Annotated in this window: 12 protein-coding genes; 11 read left to right on the forward strand and 1 reads right to left on the reverse strand. The window is 46.3% G+C overall.

The genetic code is table 11. The features are described 5' to 3' along the window. Positions 1–57: 57 nt before the first annotated feature. Positions 58–723, reverse strand: coding sequence for a hypothetical protein (locus HNR77_RS03980; protein WP_184180949.1), 666 nt, complete (start codon positions 721–723; stop codon positions 58–60). Between the two features lie 151 nt (positions 724–874). Here HNR77_RS03980 and HNR77_RS03985 point away from each other — a divergent pair, with 151 nt between their 5' ends. From HNR77_RS03985 to HNR77_RS04035, 11 genes are all read left to right on the forward strand, one after another. Further along, positions 875–2,266: a hypothetical protein gene (locus HNR77_RS03985; protein WP_184180951.1), complete on the forward strand. Its 1,392-nt coding sequence runs from the start codon at positions 875–877 to the stop codon at positions 2,264–2,266. 418 nt (positions 2,267–2,684) lie between these two features. Next, on the forward strand, positions 2,685–4,454 hold the full coding sequence (locus HNR77_RS03990) for a cache domain-containing sensor histidine kinase (protein WP_311768568.1): 1,770 nt from the start codon (positions 2,685–2,687) through the stop codon (positions 4,452–4,454). Then, the gene (locus tag HNR77_RS03995) at positions 4,444–5,232 is read left to right on the forward strand and encodes a response regulator (protein ID WP_184180955.1); all 789 of its coding nucleotides are present in this window, start codon (positions 4,444–4,446) and stop codon (positions 5,230–5,232) included. Before HNR77_RS03990 ends, HNR77_RS03995 begins: the two co-directional genes overlap by 11 nt. 147 nt (positions 5,233–5,379) lie before the next feature. Next, positions 5,380–6,717, forward strand: a complete 1,338-nt coding sequence (locus HNR77_RS04000; RefSeq protein WP_145404668.1) for an extracellular solute-binding protein — start codon at positions 5,380–5,382, stop codon at positions 6,715–6,717. An 85-nt stretch (positions 6,718–6,802) separates the two neighbouring features. Beyond that, positions 6,803–7,684, forward strand: a complete 882-nt coding sequence (locus tag HNR77_RS04005; RefSeq protein WP_111270353.1) for a carbohydrate ABC transporter permease — start codon at positions 6,803–6,805, stop codon at positions 7,682–7,684. 31 nt (positions 7,685–7,715) lie between these two features. Further along, a complete protein-coding gene (locus tag HNR77_RS04010; RefSeq protein WP_397366073.1) occupies positions 7,716–8,603 on the forward strand; it encodes a carbohydrate ABC transporter permease in 888 nt (295 codons plus the stop codon). Positions 8,604–8,878: 275 nt separating this feature from the next. Then, on the forward strand, positions 8,879–10,288 hold the full coding sequence (locus tag HNR77_RS04015; protein ID WP_184180957.1) for an MATE family efflux transporter: 1,410 nt from the start codon (positions 8,879–8,881) through the stop codon (positions 10,286–10,288). A 167-nt stretch (positions 10,289–10,455) separates the two neighbouring features. Beyond that, positions 10,456–11,373 carry a helix-turn-helix transcriptional regulator gene (locus HNR77_RS04020; RefSeq protein WP_184180959.1) on the forward strand — a complete coding sequence of 306 codons (918 nt, stop codon included), beginning with the start codon at positions 10,456–10,458 and terminating at the stop codon, positions 11,371–11,373. A gap of 88 nt (positions 11,374–11,461) precedes the next feature. Beyond that, a complete protein-coding gene (locus tag HNR77_RS04025) occupies positions 11,462–12,319 on the forward strand; it encodes an Rpn family recombination-promoting nuclease/putative transposase (RefSeq protein ID WP_184180961.1) in 858 nt (285 codons plus the stop codon). A 373-nt stretch (positions 12,320–12,692) separates the two neighbouring features. Continuing rightward, positions 12,693–13,406: a response regulator transcription factor gene (locus HNR77_RS04030; protein ID WP_184180964.1), complete on the forward strand. Its 714-nt coding sequence runs from the start codon at positions 12,693–12,695 to the stop codon at positions 13,404–13,406. Next, on the forward strand, positions 13,403–14,878 hold the full coding sequence (locus HNR77_RS04035) for a sensor histidine kinase (RefSeq protein WP_184180966.1): 1,476 nt from the start codon (positions 13,403–13,405) through the stop codon (positions 14,876–14,878). The genes HNR77_RS04030 and HNR77_RS04035 overlap by 4 nt, the downstream gene beginning before the upstream one ends. Positions 14,879–14,982: the final 104 nt, after the last annotated feature.

A 14,982-nucleotide genomic window follows, 5' to 3' on the forward strand; every position in this document is an offset into this window, starting at 1 on the left:
AAGCAGAGGTTAATCCTGCTTCGGCTTTTTGTTATTGCGACTTTTTTTAGAAGAAATTTAGTTATTTAATTTGGATATTTCTGCATCAAGATCAGCTAGTTTTGTGGAAGAGGTGGTCAGCTCTTTTTGTAAGTGTAGCCTGGTCAGTATTGCCTCCTCGTTTGACAATTGAGCGAAATCTTTTTTGATATATTTTTTATAAATGGCTGTGTTTAATTGAACGATTTCATTTGCAAGTTTTAGGCTCTTTTCTAAATTAGCAGTTACAACTAAGTCAGAAATAGATTCACTTTGCAAAAGAAGTTTTTCAAACATAGCTCTACTTGAATTAAAGTAGATAAAACCAGGAAGATAATTAAGAGTAATAGGTTCATTCTTGTCCAAAGAAAAAGCCTTTTTCCCATCAGGAGAGTTATAGACCAGTACATAGTTTGCATATTGAATCTGATTTTGATTTAACTGTTCATAGCTCTTGCATAAGAATAGTAGTTCTTCTCTACTGATCTTCTTTTTATCTATAGCGCTCTCCAAAGTTGACAAGATTGAATCTGAAGTGGAAAGAATGCTGCTCTCGTAATCTGACAGCACCTGACTGTATTGTTGATTTAAATAGTCTTTTAGTTTTCCGTTACTTGAATTATACCCATAAACATTTGCAACTAGAGAGGCTGCAAGAGCAAGAGTTAAAATGATAAACCCATTTTTTTTGCTCATTTTTTTCATAAGTTAAGGATCTCCTTAGAACAACTTTGATGTACAACTGTGTATACACTTTATCTTAATCGCAATATCCATTTTATTCAACTCCTTGACAATATATGTATTCTTAAATATATTTATAACTTAAATAAGGTTAAATGGGAGGTATTGTAAAATGAAAGCGGTATTAAAGAATGTAACCTTGCTGTCTTTAATTATTACACTAGTCGTATCTTTTAATGGAGTTAGTAGCGCTTCGAGTGAGCCTGTTATTGAAAAAGGGGAGATCCCTCAAACCACAACATCTATTCCTGGATACATGGTTTCGAACGAGAACATTCAAAGAGTCATAGGGTCAGAAGAATATTCGAATTACATCGCTGAAGAGAAGTTAGTGCATCGGACTAAACTATTAATAGATAATTTAACGTTGGATGGCGATACTGTACATATTAACGGGCTAGTCAGATACAATGGTGGAGTTGTCCCACTTCAATTGGATGGTACGTTGTATTCAAGTAGAGAACAATCCGATGGTATTGATAGTTATGTTGGAGACTTGAAAGAGATTAATGATAGCTTTAAAGTTTTACATTTTAAGATAAAAACCAATGATAGGGCCGACACAAGTCTTATTTCTACCGATTTACGAAACACAGCCAATATTAAATTATATCTACAAGATAAAAAAGGAGATATGTTCTACTTTGAAGAGAAGTTGAATCATTTGAATATAGATACTTCTAAAATCACTACAGATGGATCGTATACAGATAGCCTTTTAGATGGTAACTGGTTTGAACAAATTCTTGCTCCTGCAGAGTCGCATAGAATTACTAATGAGGAGATTGGCCCTTTTTCAGCTAATCCCTACATTAAATCATGTTCCAATGTTTACTATTCAAAAGTCCCTTTTGGTGTAGACGTAGCAGAATTTTATTTTTGTCCTAAAGTTGAGGGGAATATCGTTGATGTTGGTAAAGCAGGTACTGCCAATTGGACTTCCAGACTAACAGTTGCAGAACATGTAAGAGTTAATGGGAATACTACTAATGGTATTGAGCAACGTTATAAAATAGGCGGAGTAACAAGTGGAGGCACTCAAACTCTCGGAACTATCGCAGCGGGGCAGAATACAGTAATTACTTCCAGATTAATCGGTGGAGTATATAAAAAATCCACTTCAGAAATTAAAGCTAACTGGCCGGTTATCATAGGACTTTTCACCAAAAATGTCCCATACTATGCTGCTGGAAAATCAGCATATAATGTACTTACAAGTATCTCGTATCAAACAAATACTACAACAGTAAATGATACTATGTATCAAAATGTGGTTGGTAACGTGAGTGGGTACTCCTATAAAATTGATAAATCAGCATATCTATATGATGCAGGTCATTATCTTGATTTAGGTCTTCTAGTTTCCACTTGGGATTCTAAACAAAAAAGTAACGAGAGTACTACAGCCTATATCAATTGGAAATTTGACGTTAGTTTCTTAGGTTCAAAAGTGGAGACATTAGATTGGAAAATTCCGGTTAACTACAGGGTCAACGCTAATTAGTTTGTCACTGATATAAAAATGATATTTCGATAACAATTGTTGAGTCAACTCAAATCAAAAAAAATAATTAATTACTACATTATTAGATGTAAAAGAGTTTGTTAGAAAGGGAGAGAAGGAAGGGAGCAAACAAAGCGCTCCGCTTCTCTCTCTTTTTTGTATTCTGATTTGTAAAGAACGCTTAAATTTATTGATTCCCATCCTAATCTGTGCTATTTTGAATTCGATTAGTTTAATCGCTAAACAAAGTGAATTCAATCAGAGGAAAAGCAACATAAGCAAGAATATTTTTTTGCAAGCGCTTCAATGATTAAAACAGCATACACAGACGAATCCGGCATCAAGTGTATCCCGTCATCCAGAATACGGGCGTGAGATGGTGGTTTCTTTACCATGCAGAAAGAGGGGATTTCGGAAGGTGCAGCGGCAAAACAGACCTTTTAACTCACTTCGCAATCAGATCTTTGGCGGTTTTGTGATGGTGATGCTTGTAGTTCTGCTCATCGCAGGTATTACGGCATACGACCGTGTAGCGTCTTTGCTGAAAAGCAATGCCGAGAAGCACATCCAACAGACCGCCGTACAGGCTAGCGGCAGGCTGGACGCGCTTATCGCACAGGTCAATTCCTTAACGGCCCAGGTTGCAGATGATACCTATCTTCAGCGTTTGTTATATGAGGAGAAGCAGGGAAAGAAGGCCACCTTTAATCAGCGGCAGGCACTCCTGCAGATCGCGGGCAGCTATCAATCCTTCATTAATGGTGCGCAGAGCATGGAAATTTACACGACGAATTACAGTCGGATATTTCCGATGGATGACCGTTCATTAAGTCACAGGCTGGATCGAGGCTGGATTGTTCAAGCCGATGAGGGTAAAGGGCGGCTGGTATGGGCCGGCTCTGATCCCGATGATCCAAGCATTCTTCTGGCCATTCGGCGAATCAACTTGCTGGATCGTTCTTTTGAGCATGGCGGTTATGTGGTTGTGCGTATGCAGCGAAGTTTTTTTCAACTCAATGATTCAGAGCGTTCAGACGGCTCTCAGGATTCAATCATGCTGCTGGACGGCGGCGGAGAGGTCGTGACCTCCAATCTGGATGTACACCTTGACCCTCAAGCCGTGATGGATAGTGAATCTGTCGTTCAGAATGGCAAGGAGTCGTATATCGTGGTGAAGCAGCGATCCGAGCTAACGGGCTGGACGCTTGCCGTGCTGACTCCGCTGCGGGAAACGACTGAAGGGGTGTCCATCCTCAGAACGGCTTTATTTGTTTCGGGTGTAATTGGCGTTGTGCTTTTTCTGGTAATGTCCTTTTTTCTGTCTACGATGATTACTCGTCCGTTGATTCGCTTGATGCGGGCAATGCGGGGAGCGCAGCCGGGGGCGATGAGGCCCAATCTCATGGTTAGCTCCACTTCGGAGATCAATGAGCTGAACGAGGTGTATAACCAGATGGTCTACAGGCAGAATGAGCTGGCACAGGTAGTGCATGACAAGGAAGTCATGCAATCCAGGGCAGAGCTGAAGGCGCTGCAATCGCAGATTAACCCTCATTTTCTGTTCAATACACTGGAAGCCTTCTATTGGTCACTGGAGGACAAGGGTGAGGAGGAAATGGCTCGAATGGTTATCGCGATGTCCCGATTGTTTCGTTATATCATCTCCAGCCCGCATCAGGATGAATGGGTGACAATTGCGGACGAGCTTGAGCATGTAGAACGGTATCTGAACATTATGCAGATGCGGCTTGGCGACAGGATGCAGTGGGAGATCCGGCTGAGTGAAGAGCTGCGCACGGTACCGATGCCCAAGCTGCTGATTCAGCCGCTGGTGGAAAATGCCGTGTTGTACGGTGTAGAGAGCACCCTGAAGCCAGGAAAGATAGAGATCAACGTGTATCCGTCATCCATCACAGGTCTGGTATGTGTGGAGGTCCGTGATGATGGGCCAGGTATAGAGGCGGAGCGTCTTCAGACGATCCAGCAAGCATTAAAGGGTGGTGATCCGCTGGCCCCTGGCAGAGGGACCGGTGTAGGGCTGGTCAACGTCCATCAGCGTCTTCAATTGTACTTTGGCGGCAGCCCTCTTGGTGAATATGCAAGACTTGTGGTAGTGAGTGAGGCGGGAGCTGGAACGGTAATTCGTTTTCATATTCCAAAGGGAACGGAGGCTGCATATGATTCATGAAAAAACCATTCTGATTGTAGACGACGAACCTCGCACAAGAGAAGGCATCCGTAAAACGCTGGAGGCACGGTATGCCGGAAAGAACCGGATACAGACAGCGGCTAGCGGTGTCGAGGCCAGAGAATGGCTCGCGAGCCAGCCTGCTGATCTGCTGATCACGGATGTGCGTATGCCGGAATTTTCCGGCTTGTCGCTGGTGGAAGCGATTCAGCATTTTCCTAGTAAACCTGCGGTTCTCATTATGTCAGGGTATGCGGACTTCACGTATGCACAGCAGGCGATCAAACTGGGCGTGGTGGATTATTTGTTGAAACCCATTGAGAAGCAGCAACTGCTCCAGACGGTAGAAAAAGCACTTCATATTCATGAGCAGCAGCGGCGCATCCAGGCTATGCAAGAAATCGTTGATCCCAAGCTGATGGATATCCGGGAGCGGAGGGATCAGCAGGGCAACACCCCGATTGGAGAAGCCTTGTCCTATATTGAGGCACATCTGGGTGAGCCCATAACGATGCGGGAGCTTGCCGACTCCGTGCATCTGAACTCCAGTTATTTCAGCGTATTGTTCAAAGAGCAGGTTGGGTTGAATTTCAGTGAATATCTTATGCGCAAACGTGTCCAGCGGGCGAAGGAATTACTGGTGCAGACTGCCTTGCCTATATCGGAGATTGCCGGGAGAGTGGGCTACCAGACGGATAAGTATTTTATCAAAGTGTTCAAAAGCCTGGAGGGCATCAGTCCAAGCAAATACCGTCATACCGTAAATGAGAAGAGTTAGTAAGCGTATATGCGCGATATAGAAAAAACCTCTTAAAATAGTGGAGTTTTACCAAATCATCCTATCCTTATGAGGTGGGAGAGCCCATGCTACAATTTTATTAAAGCGGTTACAACAACCGTAATTCCACTATTGGGGGTTGGAAATATGAATAAAAAGACACTGGCCATGCTGCTGTCATGGACACTGATTCTGGCTGTCATTTTGTCTGGATGTAACAGTGCAGGTTCTGGTACAGGCAGTGAATCCGGCAGTAATGCAAGTGGTGGTGACCAAGGTGCAGATGGCAAGGTTACGCTGAAATTCATGCATCTCTGGCCTGCTGGCAGTTCAGCACAACAGAACAAGCTGGTCAACGATATTATCCAGCAGTATCAGACCGATAACCCAAATGTGACGATCAAACAGGAAGTGCTGGAGAACGAACAATACAAGAACAAGCTGAAGATTCTGTCTGCTTCCAATGAACTTCCTGATGTCGGTGTAACCTGGGCTGCGGGCTTCCTGGAGCCTTACGTAAAGGGTAATCTGTTTGCACCGCTGGATGAGCTGTTGAATGGCTCGCTGGGCGAGAAGTTTATTGCGGGCACAACGGAGGCTTATGCAGTTGACGGGAAAACGTATGCGCTCCCAATCGAGCTGAACATCTCTCCGATCTATTATAACAAGGCGATTTTTGCAAAATACAATTTGCAGCCACCAGCCACCTACGATGAATTCCTGAATGTGGTGAAGACGCTGACCGACAATGGTGAAGTGCCGATTGCACTGGGCAACAAAGACCGCTGGACGGGCTCACTCTGGTATATGTATCTGGCTAATCGTGTAGGCGGGGATGCGCTGGAGAAAGCCATTAACGGCTCCGGCAAGTTTGACGATCCGGCTCTGACGCAGGCTGCGGCTGAAGTGCAGAAGCTGGTGGATATGAACGCATTCAACAAAGGATTTAACGGCTTGTCCAATGATGAAGGCAAATCCGAATTTATGAATGAAAAAGCAGCGATGTACCTGATGGGAACATGGGAACTGCCGAACTTCACAACGAATCCCGACATTCCGCAGGAATTCAAGGATAAGGTTGGATTTTTCAAATTCCCGACGATTGACGGCGGCAAGGGTGATATCAACAGCTGGGTCGGTGGACCGGGTGTAGGCCTGTTTGCGGCTCAGAACTCGAAAGTGAAGGACGAGGCACAGAAATTTATTCAATACTTTGTGGAAAAATGGGGCGAAAGCTCAGTGACCGAGGCAGGGGTCATTCCCGCAACCAAAGTCGATACCGCTGCCGTACAGCTGCCACAGCTTTATATTGATCTGCTCAATGAGCTGAACCAGGCGAGCAGCTTGACGCTCTTTGCCGACGTGCAGATGAAGCCGGCTGCTGCTCAGGCGCATCTCGATATGATTCAGGCGTTGTTTGGCAAAGCAGTCACACCGGAGGACTTTGTGAAGAATCATCAGGCGGCCATCGACAAGGGTAACTAATGTGCCCTGCTGCTTATACTGATGGCTAATACACACCTCACCTGCACCATCTGAATGCTTGAACGCTCGAAGGGAGGACCCAGTCTTGGACAAAGTCATGTCGAACCGTCTGGTAGCTGCGCTGTATGTGCTTCCTGCACTGCTTTTGCTGCTGGTTCTGGTCTACATCCCGATTGTGCTTACCGGATATTACGGTTTGATGCAGTGGGACGGGATCGGGGCAATGACGTTTATCGGTCTGGACAATTACACCACACTGCTGCAGGATGGCACGTTCTGGCAGAGTGCAAATCATACCTTTTTGTTAGCCTTATTCTCTGCGCTGAGTCTCATCGGATATTTGATGATTGCGCTGGTGCTGTCAGGCAAGATCAAGGGCGCCAATTTTTTTCGCAAAATATATCTCATCCCGATGCTGTTATCTTCCGTTGCGATCGCTCAGTTATGGCTCAAAATTTACCATCCCAGTAACGGTGTATTGAACACGTTTCTGGAAGCGATCGGTTTCAGCAATCCGCCAGCCTGGCTGGCGGAGCCATCACTGGTGCTGTATGCCCTGTTCGTACCGATTCTGTGGCAGTATGCAGGCTTTTATATTTTGATCTATTATGCTGCACTCAAAAATATTCCGGAATCACTCATTGAGGCTGCCCGCATTGATGGTGCGAACCCATGGCAGATTGCATTCCGCATCAAGCTGCCGCTGATTACGGAAGTGATCAAGGTGACCGTGGTGCTGGCTGTGGTCGGCTCGCTGAAATATTTTGACCTGATCTATGTCATGACAGATGGTGGTCCGAATGGCTCCAGTGAAGTGATGGCCTCCTACATGTATCGTCAGGCATTTCGCAGTTTTGACTTTGGGTACGGCAGCGCAGTAGGTTTCTTCCTGCTACTGATCTGTCTGGTCGTGACCTGGCTGCTTCGAAAGGCCACAGCCTCCAAAGATACGATTCAATATTCCTGACGCATACGCAAAATGAAAGGAGGTCATCCCGTTGAAGACGGAACCAGCTGTTCGGCTGCCAATGGGCCCGGAGGCAGGTCATAGCCCTGTATGGACGAAAAGACTAGGATATGTTCTGCTCTATGTGCTGCTGTCCCTGGTAGCTTTGCTTCAAATCCTGCCATTAGTGTGGCTGATGTTATTTTCACTCAAAAATAATCAGGAAGTATTCGATATGGCGCCTTTTGCGCTTCCGGCTACGCCGCGTTGGGAGAACTATGTCAAGGTATGGACGGAAGGCAATATCAGCTTGTATTTTTTTAACAGTGTGTGGATTACAGTGGTTTCTGTCGTGTTTACTGTGCTGTTTGCGAGTCTCGTAACGTTTGCCATTACACGGATGCGCTGGAAGGGACGTTCGCTGGTGCTGGGGTTATTCATGGTGGGACTGATGATTCCAGTGCATTCCACCCTGATTCCGCTGTTCAGTCTGTTTTTGAAACTGCATCTCACAGACCATCCATTGTCGGTCATTCTCTCTTACATTGCATTTAATATGCCGATCACGATTATGATCCTGCTCGGATTCTATTATGCACTTCCGAGAGAGGTGGAAGAGGCGGCGGTGATGGACGGATGCTCTGTCAATCGGATATTCTTCCGGATCGTGCTGCCGATGACCGCTTCCGTGCTCGCTACGACAGCAATCATTAATATGATCTATGACTGGAATGAATTTATTTTCGTTAACACCTTCATTAGCTCAGATACGTATAAAACGCTGACGGTCGGGGTGCAGAACTTTATTGGACAGTATACAACCGATTGGGGTGCGATTGGTGCTACGCTGATGATCAGCATTCTGCCTATTCTGATCGCGTTCCTGGTACTAAGTGAACGAATTGTCGAAGGCATCGCGGCCGGTTCGGTTAAAGGATGATTGCCTGTCAGTGCTTTCGTTGTTTTAAAATGTAACAGATTATAGGCCCTTCCATTATTCACGCAGCATGCGTGGTGGAAGGGCTTTGTTATGTCTTGGAGTCGTCACAGAGCGTCATGCAAAAGGGGTAGCCGGACAGGTTTTATGAAAACGGTAAAATGCCTATTTCTGGAATTTCAAAAAACTTTCAATTATTTTCGTAAAACTACTGCATTTTCAAACCACCTGTGCTAACATACCCTATGAAATCAAGCCCACGTTGGAAAGGTGAGAAAATGACAGCAATATCCTCCACCAAAGAGTCCCTCCGTTCAGATGCCAAGGATTTGAAATTAATTCGGCTGACCTGGCCTATATTCCTGGAACTCTTCTTGTTTATGTTAATGGGGAGCGTAGATACGCTCATGCTTAGTTCTGTATCGGATAATGCCGTCTCCGGGGTGGGTGCGGCCAACCAGATTATCTCGATTGCAATTCTTGTACTCGAAGTCATTGGACATGGTGCTGCGATTGTTGTAGCCCAATATATCGGTTCGAAAAAGCTGACAGAAGCAGCACAGGTTACAGGCAATGCCATCACGCTTAACCTGGCGGTTGGATTGATCCTGAGTGTGATCTTCCTGGTGTTTGGCGGACATTTGCTGTCGCTTTTAAATATACAAGGTGAAATTTATGATTATGCTCGTTCCTATATCAGCATTGTCGGGGGCGGAATTTTTCTGCAGGCCCTCATTAATGCGCTGGCTGCAACGATTCGTACACACGGCTATACCAAGGAAACGATGTATGTGTCCGTGTTTATGAACGTCATTCATGTTGTTGGCAACTATGCTCTGATCTTTGGACATTTCGGCCTGCCGAAGCTGGGTGTAGAAGGGGCAGCGATCTCGACGGTGGGAAGCCGTTTCATCTGCCTGCTGATCTTCTTCTGGCTGCTGTATCGGGTAAGTGAGGTTCGTGTAGATTTCGAATATTATATCAAGCTGTCCAAACATTTTATTGGAAAAATACTGCGAATCGGCATTCCGTCTGCGATGGAATCCATGGTGTATCACTCTTGCCAGCTCGTATTTACGCTGTACGTGACTTATCTGGGTGCAGAAGCGATGGCAACGAAGCAGTATGCAGGTAACATTTCGAGCTACATTTATCTGTTCAGTATGGCCATTGGCATGGGAACGTCTATCATTGTTGGAAGGCTTGTAGGTGCGCGCCGTAAGGATGATGCGTATAAACGTGTCTTTGACAGTGTAAAATGGGCCCTTCTGGCCACAATTGTGATTGACGTGATCATTATTATTTTCCGCGTGCCGCTCATGGGCATTTTCACAGATAATCCGGAGATTATCCGGCTGGGCGCTCAGGTACTGCTGCTTAGTCTGTTGCTTGAAACCGGCCGTACCTGCAACATTGTCATCATCGGTTCGCTGCGTGCGGCAGGGGATGCGAAGTTCCCGGTTTACATGGGGCTGATCTCCATGGTGTGCATGAGTCTGCCTCTTGGATATCTGCTGGTATTCCAGTTGGATCTGGGACTCGCAGGTGTATGGCTTGCCATTGCGGCAGATGAATGGACACGTGCGGTCATTATGTACTTCCGCTGGAAGAGCCGCGCATGGGAGAAGCATGAACTGGTGGAGCACGATGAGGATGAGACGGGTGCACAGCCGGTTCCGGCGGTCTGATGGGCTGTCACGTAATCGTGAAGCCAGTTCACAGTAGATTAGTAAAATGAGTCTTAGAGTTAAGCAGAACCAGTCAGGGACAGTTATTGTCCCTGATCTGGCTCTGTTTTTTTATTTTTCGCAAAAATGATCAAAACGGCTCGTGTGTGAACACGTATAGTAAGGATATGGAAGGGGGACATCCTCAATTGAGTCGATATCAGGAGATGATTCAGAACAGCTTGATCTACATCGAGAACCATCTGCATGAAGAGATTGGACTGGAAGACGTGGCATCGCAGGCATTGTTATCCCCTTATCATTATCACCGGGTATTCCGGGAAGAGGTGGGTATGACCGTGGTTGATTACATTCGACATCGGCGAATGAGTCTGGCGTCTATCGCACTGCGCTCCACAGACGCAGGTATTTTGGACATTTCACTTGCCTGCGGATTTGAAAGTCAGGAAGCGTTCACTCGTGCCTTTCGCAAGATGTATGGCATGCCGCCTGGACGTTTTCGCAAATTATTTGATCTGAAACTATTCACTGGAAAAACCAGAGGAGGAGAAATAGAGATGAATGCTACAACGGCAATCAAAGGTTGGATGTTAACGGGGAGTCACCCGCAAAACTATGAGATGGGTATTGATCCTGCCGAGGTACATCAAGGGAAGGCTTCTGGGTATTTGAAGGCCGTTACACCGATGGAGCCGAATGAGTTTGCGACGATGATGCAGCAGTTCCGGGCAGATAAATATGTAGGTAAACGGATGAAGCTGTCCGGGTTTGTCAAAACCGATCGTGTGGATGCATTCTGCGGACTATGGATGCGTGTGGATAACCACGTACATGATGTGCTGCAATTTGATAATATGCACGACAGGCCGATCACGGGTACACAGCCATGGAATCAGTACAGCATTGTGCTGGATGTACCGGCAGAGAGTGCAGTCATTTCGTTTGGGGTGATCCTGAATGGTAAAGGAAAAGTATGGGTGGACAGCTTCCGCTTCGAGGAAGTGGATCTGAACACACCTGTGACCCATATGGAGACGGAATATGAGATGTCGGACGAGCCGTTAAATCTATCGTTTGAGGAATAGGAAATCAAATGGTGCGCGGGTTATTTTTAAACAGAAGGAGGGGTGGGAATTATGGTATAATGCTGGTGAAGAATGGAGCTGATGATGTGTGACGGAACTGCTTGATCCACGGGTAGATTTTGTGTTCAAACGCATTTTTGGAAGTGAGCAAAATAAAGATGTTTTGTTGGCTTTTCTGAACAGCACGTTTATTGAAACTGGCGAAGCTCCCTTGACGGAGATTACGGTTATTAACACTTACACGGATAAAGATAGTCCAGAGGATAAACAGTCGATTCTGGATATTAAGGCGAAGACGGTGGAGGGCAAGCTCATTAATATTGAGATGCAGTTGTTCAACCCGTACCATATGGAGAAGCGCACGCTGTTCTATTGGAGCGAGATGTATTTCCACCAGATTAAAAAAGGTGAAAACTACAACTTGCTTAAAAAGTGCGTAACTATTAACATTTTGAATTATTCCTGTTTGGATAATGAACGTTACCACAATGTATTTCATTTGCGGGAAGACCATACAGGGATTAGTCTGACGGACGACATCGAAATCCATGTGATGGAGTTAACGAAGCTGGAGCAGCACGCTGTTCCGCTGGAACAAGGCGGGCTTGTGAATTGGCTGTTATTCCTGAAAGGAATCGACACATCAAACTGGGAGGTGCTGGCGATGAATGAACCGATGTTAAAGAAAGCAATGGATACGCTGGAGTTTCTGAGTCATGATGCTGCCACCCGCATGGCGTATGATGCCCGGATGAAGGCGTTGAGCGATGAAAAGTCAATGATTGAGGGTGCGCGGGCAGAAGGGGCGGCCAAAGGCAGGTTGGAAGGCTTACGGGAAGGCAAACAAGAAATGGCTCGTGAGTTGCTAGCCCTTGGTGTGGACATGTCCGCAATTGCGAAGGCCTCGGGCCTTTCCGAAGAGGAAATCCGGAATTTGCTGCCGTAGTTTAATTTATTGAGGATCAGAATAACATGGGCCAATCCATCTGTGGAATGGCTCTTTTTGCTGTCTTTGGGGTATAAAAAGAAAAAGGACAGCGTGCAGATTAGGGCGTGTCTTGAAACCTACTGAAGTGCATCTTTTACCGCCTTTTCGCCCCCTGCTGCGTCAGTTTCCCTTGACGTGCCCCGGCACGCCTGCGGAAAACTTCCTGGCTTGGAACGAAAATTCAGCAAAATTGGCTTCCTTCAGAGTTTTCAGACACGCCCTAGACTATACTCGCCTATTGCTGGAAACGACTAAAGATTCATGGCGTAATATTCGCGATCTTGTTAACATAAACCCATAACTTATGACAGAGATGAAGAGGATGAATCCGATGAATAGAAAAGTGCTTGTTGTGGATGACGAATCCAGTATTGTCAGTGCAATTGCATATGCCCTTCGGCGTGAAGGGTATGAAGTAGAGACGGCAAACGATGGTGAAGAAGCTTTAGCCAAGGTAGCCTCGTTTCATCCGCAGGTTATGATTCTGGATGTCATGATGCCGAAGCTGGATGGATATGGCGTCTGCCGCAGGCTGGAGGATCGGGAGGATATCGGCATTATTCTGCTGACCGTCAAAAATGAACTTGTTGATAAAATTGTCGGTCTTGAAATGGGCGCAGACGATTATATGACCAAGCCATTTGAAATCCGCGAGCTTCTGGCTCGCGTAAAGGCGCTAATGCGTCGTGTGGAAAAAAAGAGCCAGCCGCCGCAGGACAATACTCAAAGTCAGGCTATTGTGAACGGGGCACTGCGTATTCATGTCGCACACCGTACGGTGATGGTGAGTGAAGAGAAGCTGGATTTAACACCGAAGGAATTCGACCTGCTGACCATTCTGATGTCCAATCCGGAACGGGTGTACACACGAGATGATCTTCTTGATCGGGTATGGGGCATGGAGTACGCGGGCGGCACACGGACGGTAGATATTCATATCCAGCGATTGCGTAAAAAAATCGGGGATACCGACCAGCAAATGCTGCAAACGGTATACGGCATTGGGTACAAGGCTGCCGCACCTGAAACAGGCAGGGCTCTATGAGAGTCAGCATCAAGCTGAAGTTCAGTGTATTCCTAGCGGCACTGCTTATTCTCACCGTAGTTGTACTGAGCTCCCTCGTGCTGCGAGGGATTGAACTGAATCAGCAATCACAGGTTGAAGGCATTCTGGCGCAGCAGACGCGGCTGGTTAATCTGAATGTTCGCCAAGCGTATTATACAGAGGCGGTGCGTCTGGAGCCGGAAGTGTTCCTCCAGCAGAATGGGCGCAGATTGGCGAAGGCTCTTGCCGACTCGACGGGGCTGCCTATTGCGTTGTATGACATGGGCGGCAAACAGGTAGGTGCATCCTTTGCTCCGGGTGAAAGCGAACTTCTACAGGAAACACTGAATTATGCATTACAAAATAAAATAGCCTACCATGAGCAAGGGGATACCCTGCTTTATGCCGCGCCGCTGGATGGTCCCGAAGGACAGATTGGTGCGGTGTGGATTCAATACTCTGTGCAGAGTTATCAGGAATTCTACGCACGCATCCTTCAGCTGTTTATATGGGCAGGCATTGCAGTTGTTGCTCTCAGCTTCATTCTGGGATATCTATTCTTCAACCGTTTTGCTGTAGCGATTACCCGGTTGAAAAAATCAGCGGCCTCCATTCAAGAAGGGAACTATATTGCCGAATCCCCGGTCAAACGTAAGGATGAACTGGGAGAGCTGGGCCAAGGCATTTATTATATGAGCACGTCCATTCAGCAGAATATTACGGCGATGCATGCCGAGCAGCAGAAGCTGGAGCAGGCGATTGAGAAGCTGCAGGCACTGGAGCAGCAGCAGAAACAATATATCGGCAATATCAGCCATGAGTTCAAGACACCACTGACCTCCATTAAGGCATATGTGGAGCTGCTGAACATGTACAAGGATGATCCCCAGCTGCTGGATGATGCCACGAATAACATCGGGAAAGAAACCGAGCGGTTATATGAAATGGTAGAGAAGGTGCTGCATCTGTCTGCACTTGAAAAGTATGATTTCGAGAATCAGGCGGAGGATGTGGAGATCGGCGCATTGCTGGAGGATGCTTGCGGGCGAATGCGAGGCAAAGTGGAGAAGTTTGCACTAAATATGGAGCTGCATCTGGAGCCTGCGGTCATTCACAGTGACCGGGAGAGTCTGATGCATATTTTCATTAACCTTCTGGACAATGCAATCAAATATAACGTACCGGGAGGCATCATCCGGGTCGAAAACGAATTGCGGATGAACGAGCGAAAGGTGGTCATTCGCATCTATAACTCAGGTACGCCAATTCCCGAAGAGGCACAGGAGAAGATTTTCGAACCCTTTTACACCGTCAACAAGGATCGAGCTCGCAAAACAGGCGGAACCGGACTCGGTCTGTCCCTCGTCAAGCAGTTTGTTGAGAAGCAGGGCGGGACAATCACACTTCTGCCGAGCGATCAAGAGCATCAAGATGGTGTAACATTTCAACTCATATTCCCACTTGTAATTTAAGATATAGATCAAGTTTACAAGTTGGAAACAAGTCTGAATAACTTTGGAAGTATGCCAGCTTTATGATTGGTCTATACACATTAGAAATCGAGGGGGACCATGAC

The organism is Paenibacillus sp. JGP012, from assembly GCF_014203995.1.
Lineage (GTDB): Bacteria > Bacillota > Bacilli > Paenibacillales > Paenibacillaceae > Paenibacillus > Paenibacillus silvae.

Bases quoted from the DNA above. Each gene is read 5' to 3' on its own strand.
- HNR77_RS03985 (WP_184180951.1), top strand. From the start codon at position 875: ATGAAAGCGGTATTAAAGAATGTAACCTTGCTGTCTTTAATTATTACA.
- HNR77_RS04030 (WP_184180964.1), top strand. From the start codon at position 12,693: ATGAATAGAAAAGTGCTTGTTGTGGATGACGAATCCAGTATTGTCAGT.
- HNR77_RS03980 (WP_184180949.1), bottom strand. From the start codon at position 723: ATGAAAAAAATGAGCAAAAAAAATGGGTTTATCATTTTAACTCTTGCT.
- HNR77_RS04000 (WP_145404668.1), top strand. From the start codon at position 5,380: ATGAATAAAAAGACACTGGCCATGCTGCTGTCATGGACACTGATTCTG.
- HNR77_RS04035 (WP_184180966.1), top strand. From the start codon at position 13,403: ATGAGAGTCAGCATCAAGCTGAAGTTCAGTGTATTCCTAGCGGCACTG.
- HNR77_RS04020 (WP_184180959.1), top strand. From the start codon at position 10,456: ATGGAAGGGGGACATCCTCAATTGAGTCGATATCAGGAGATGATTCAG.
- HNR77_RS04015 (WP_184180957.1), top strand. From the start codon at position 8,879: ATGACAGCAATATCCTCCACCAAAGAGTCCCTCCGTTCAGATGCCAAG.
- HNR77_RS03995 (WP_184180955.1), top strand. From the start codon at position 4,444: ATGATTCATGAAAAAACCATTCTGATTGTAGACGACGAACCTCGCACA.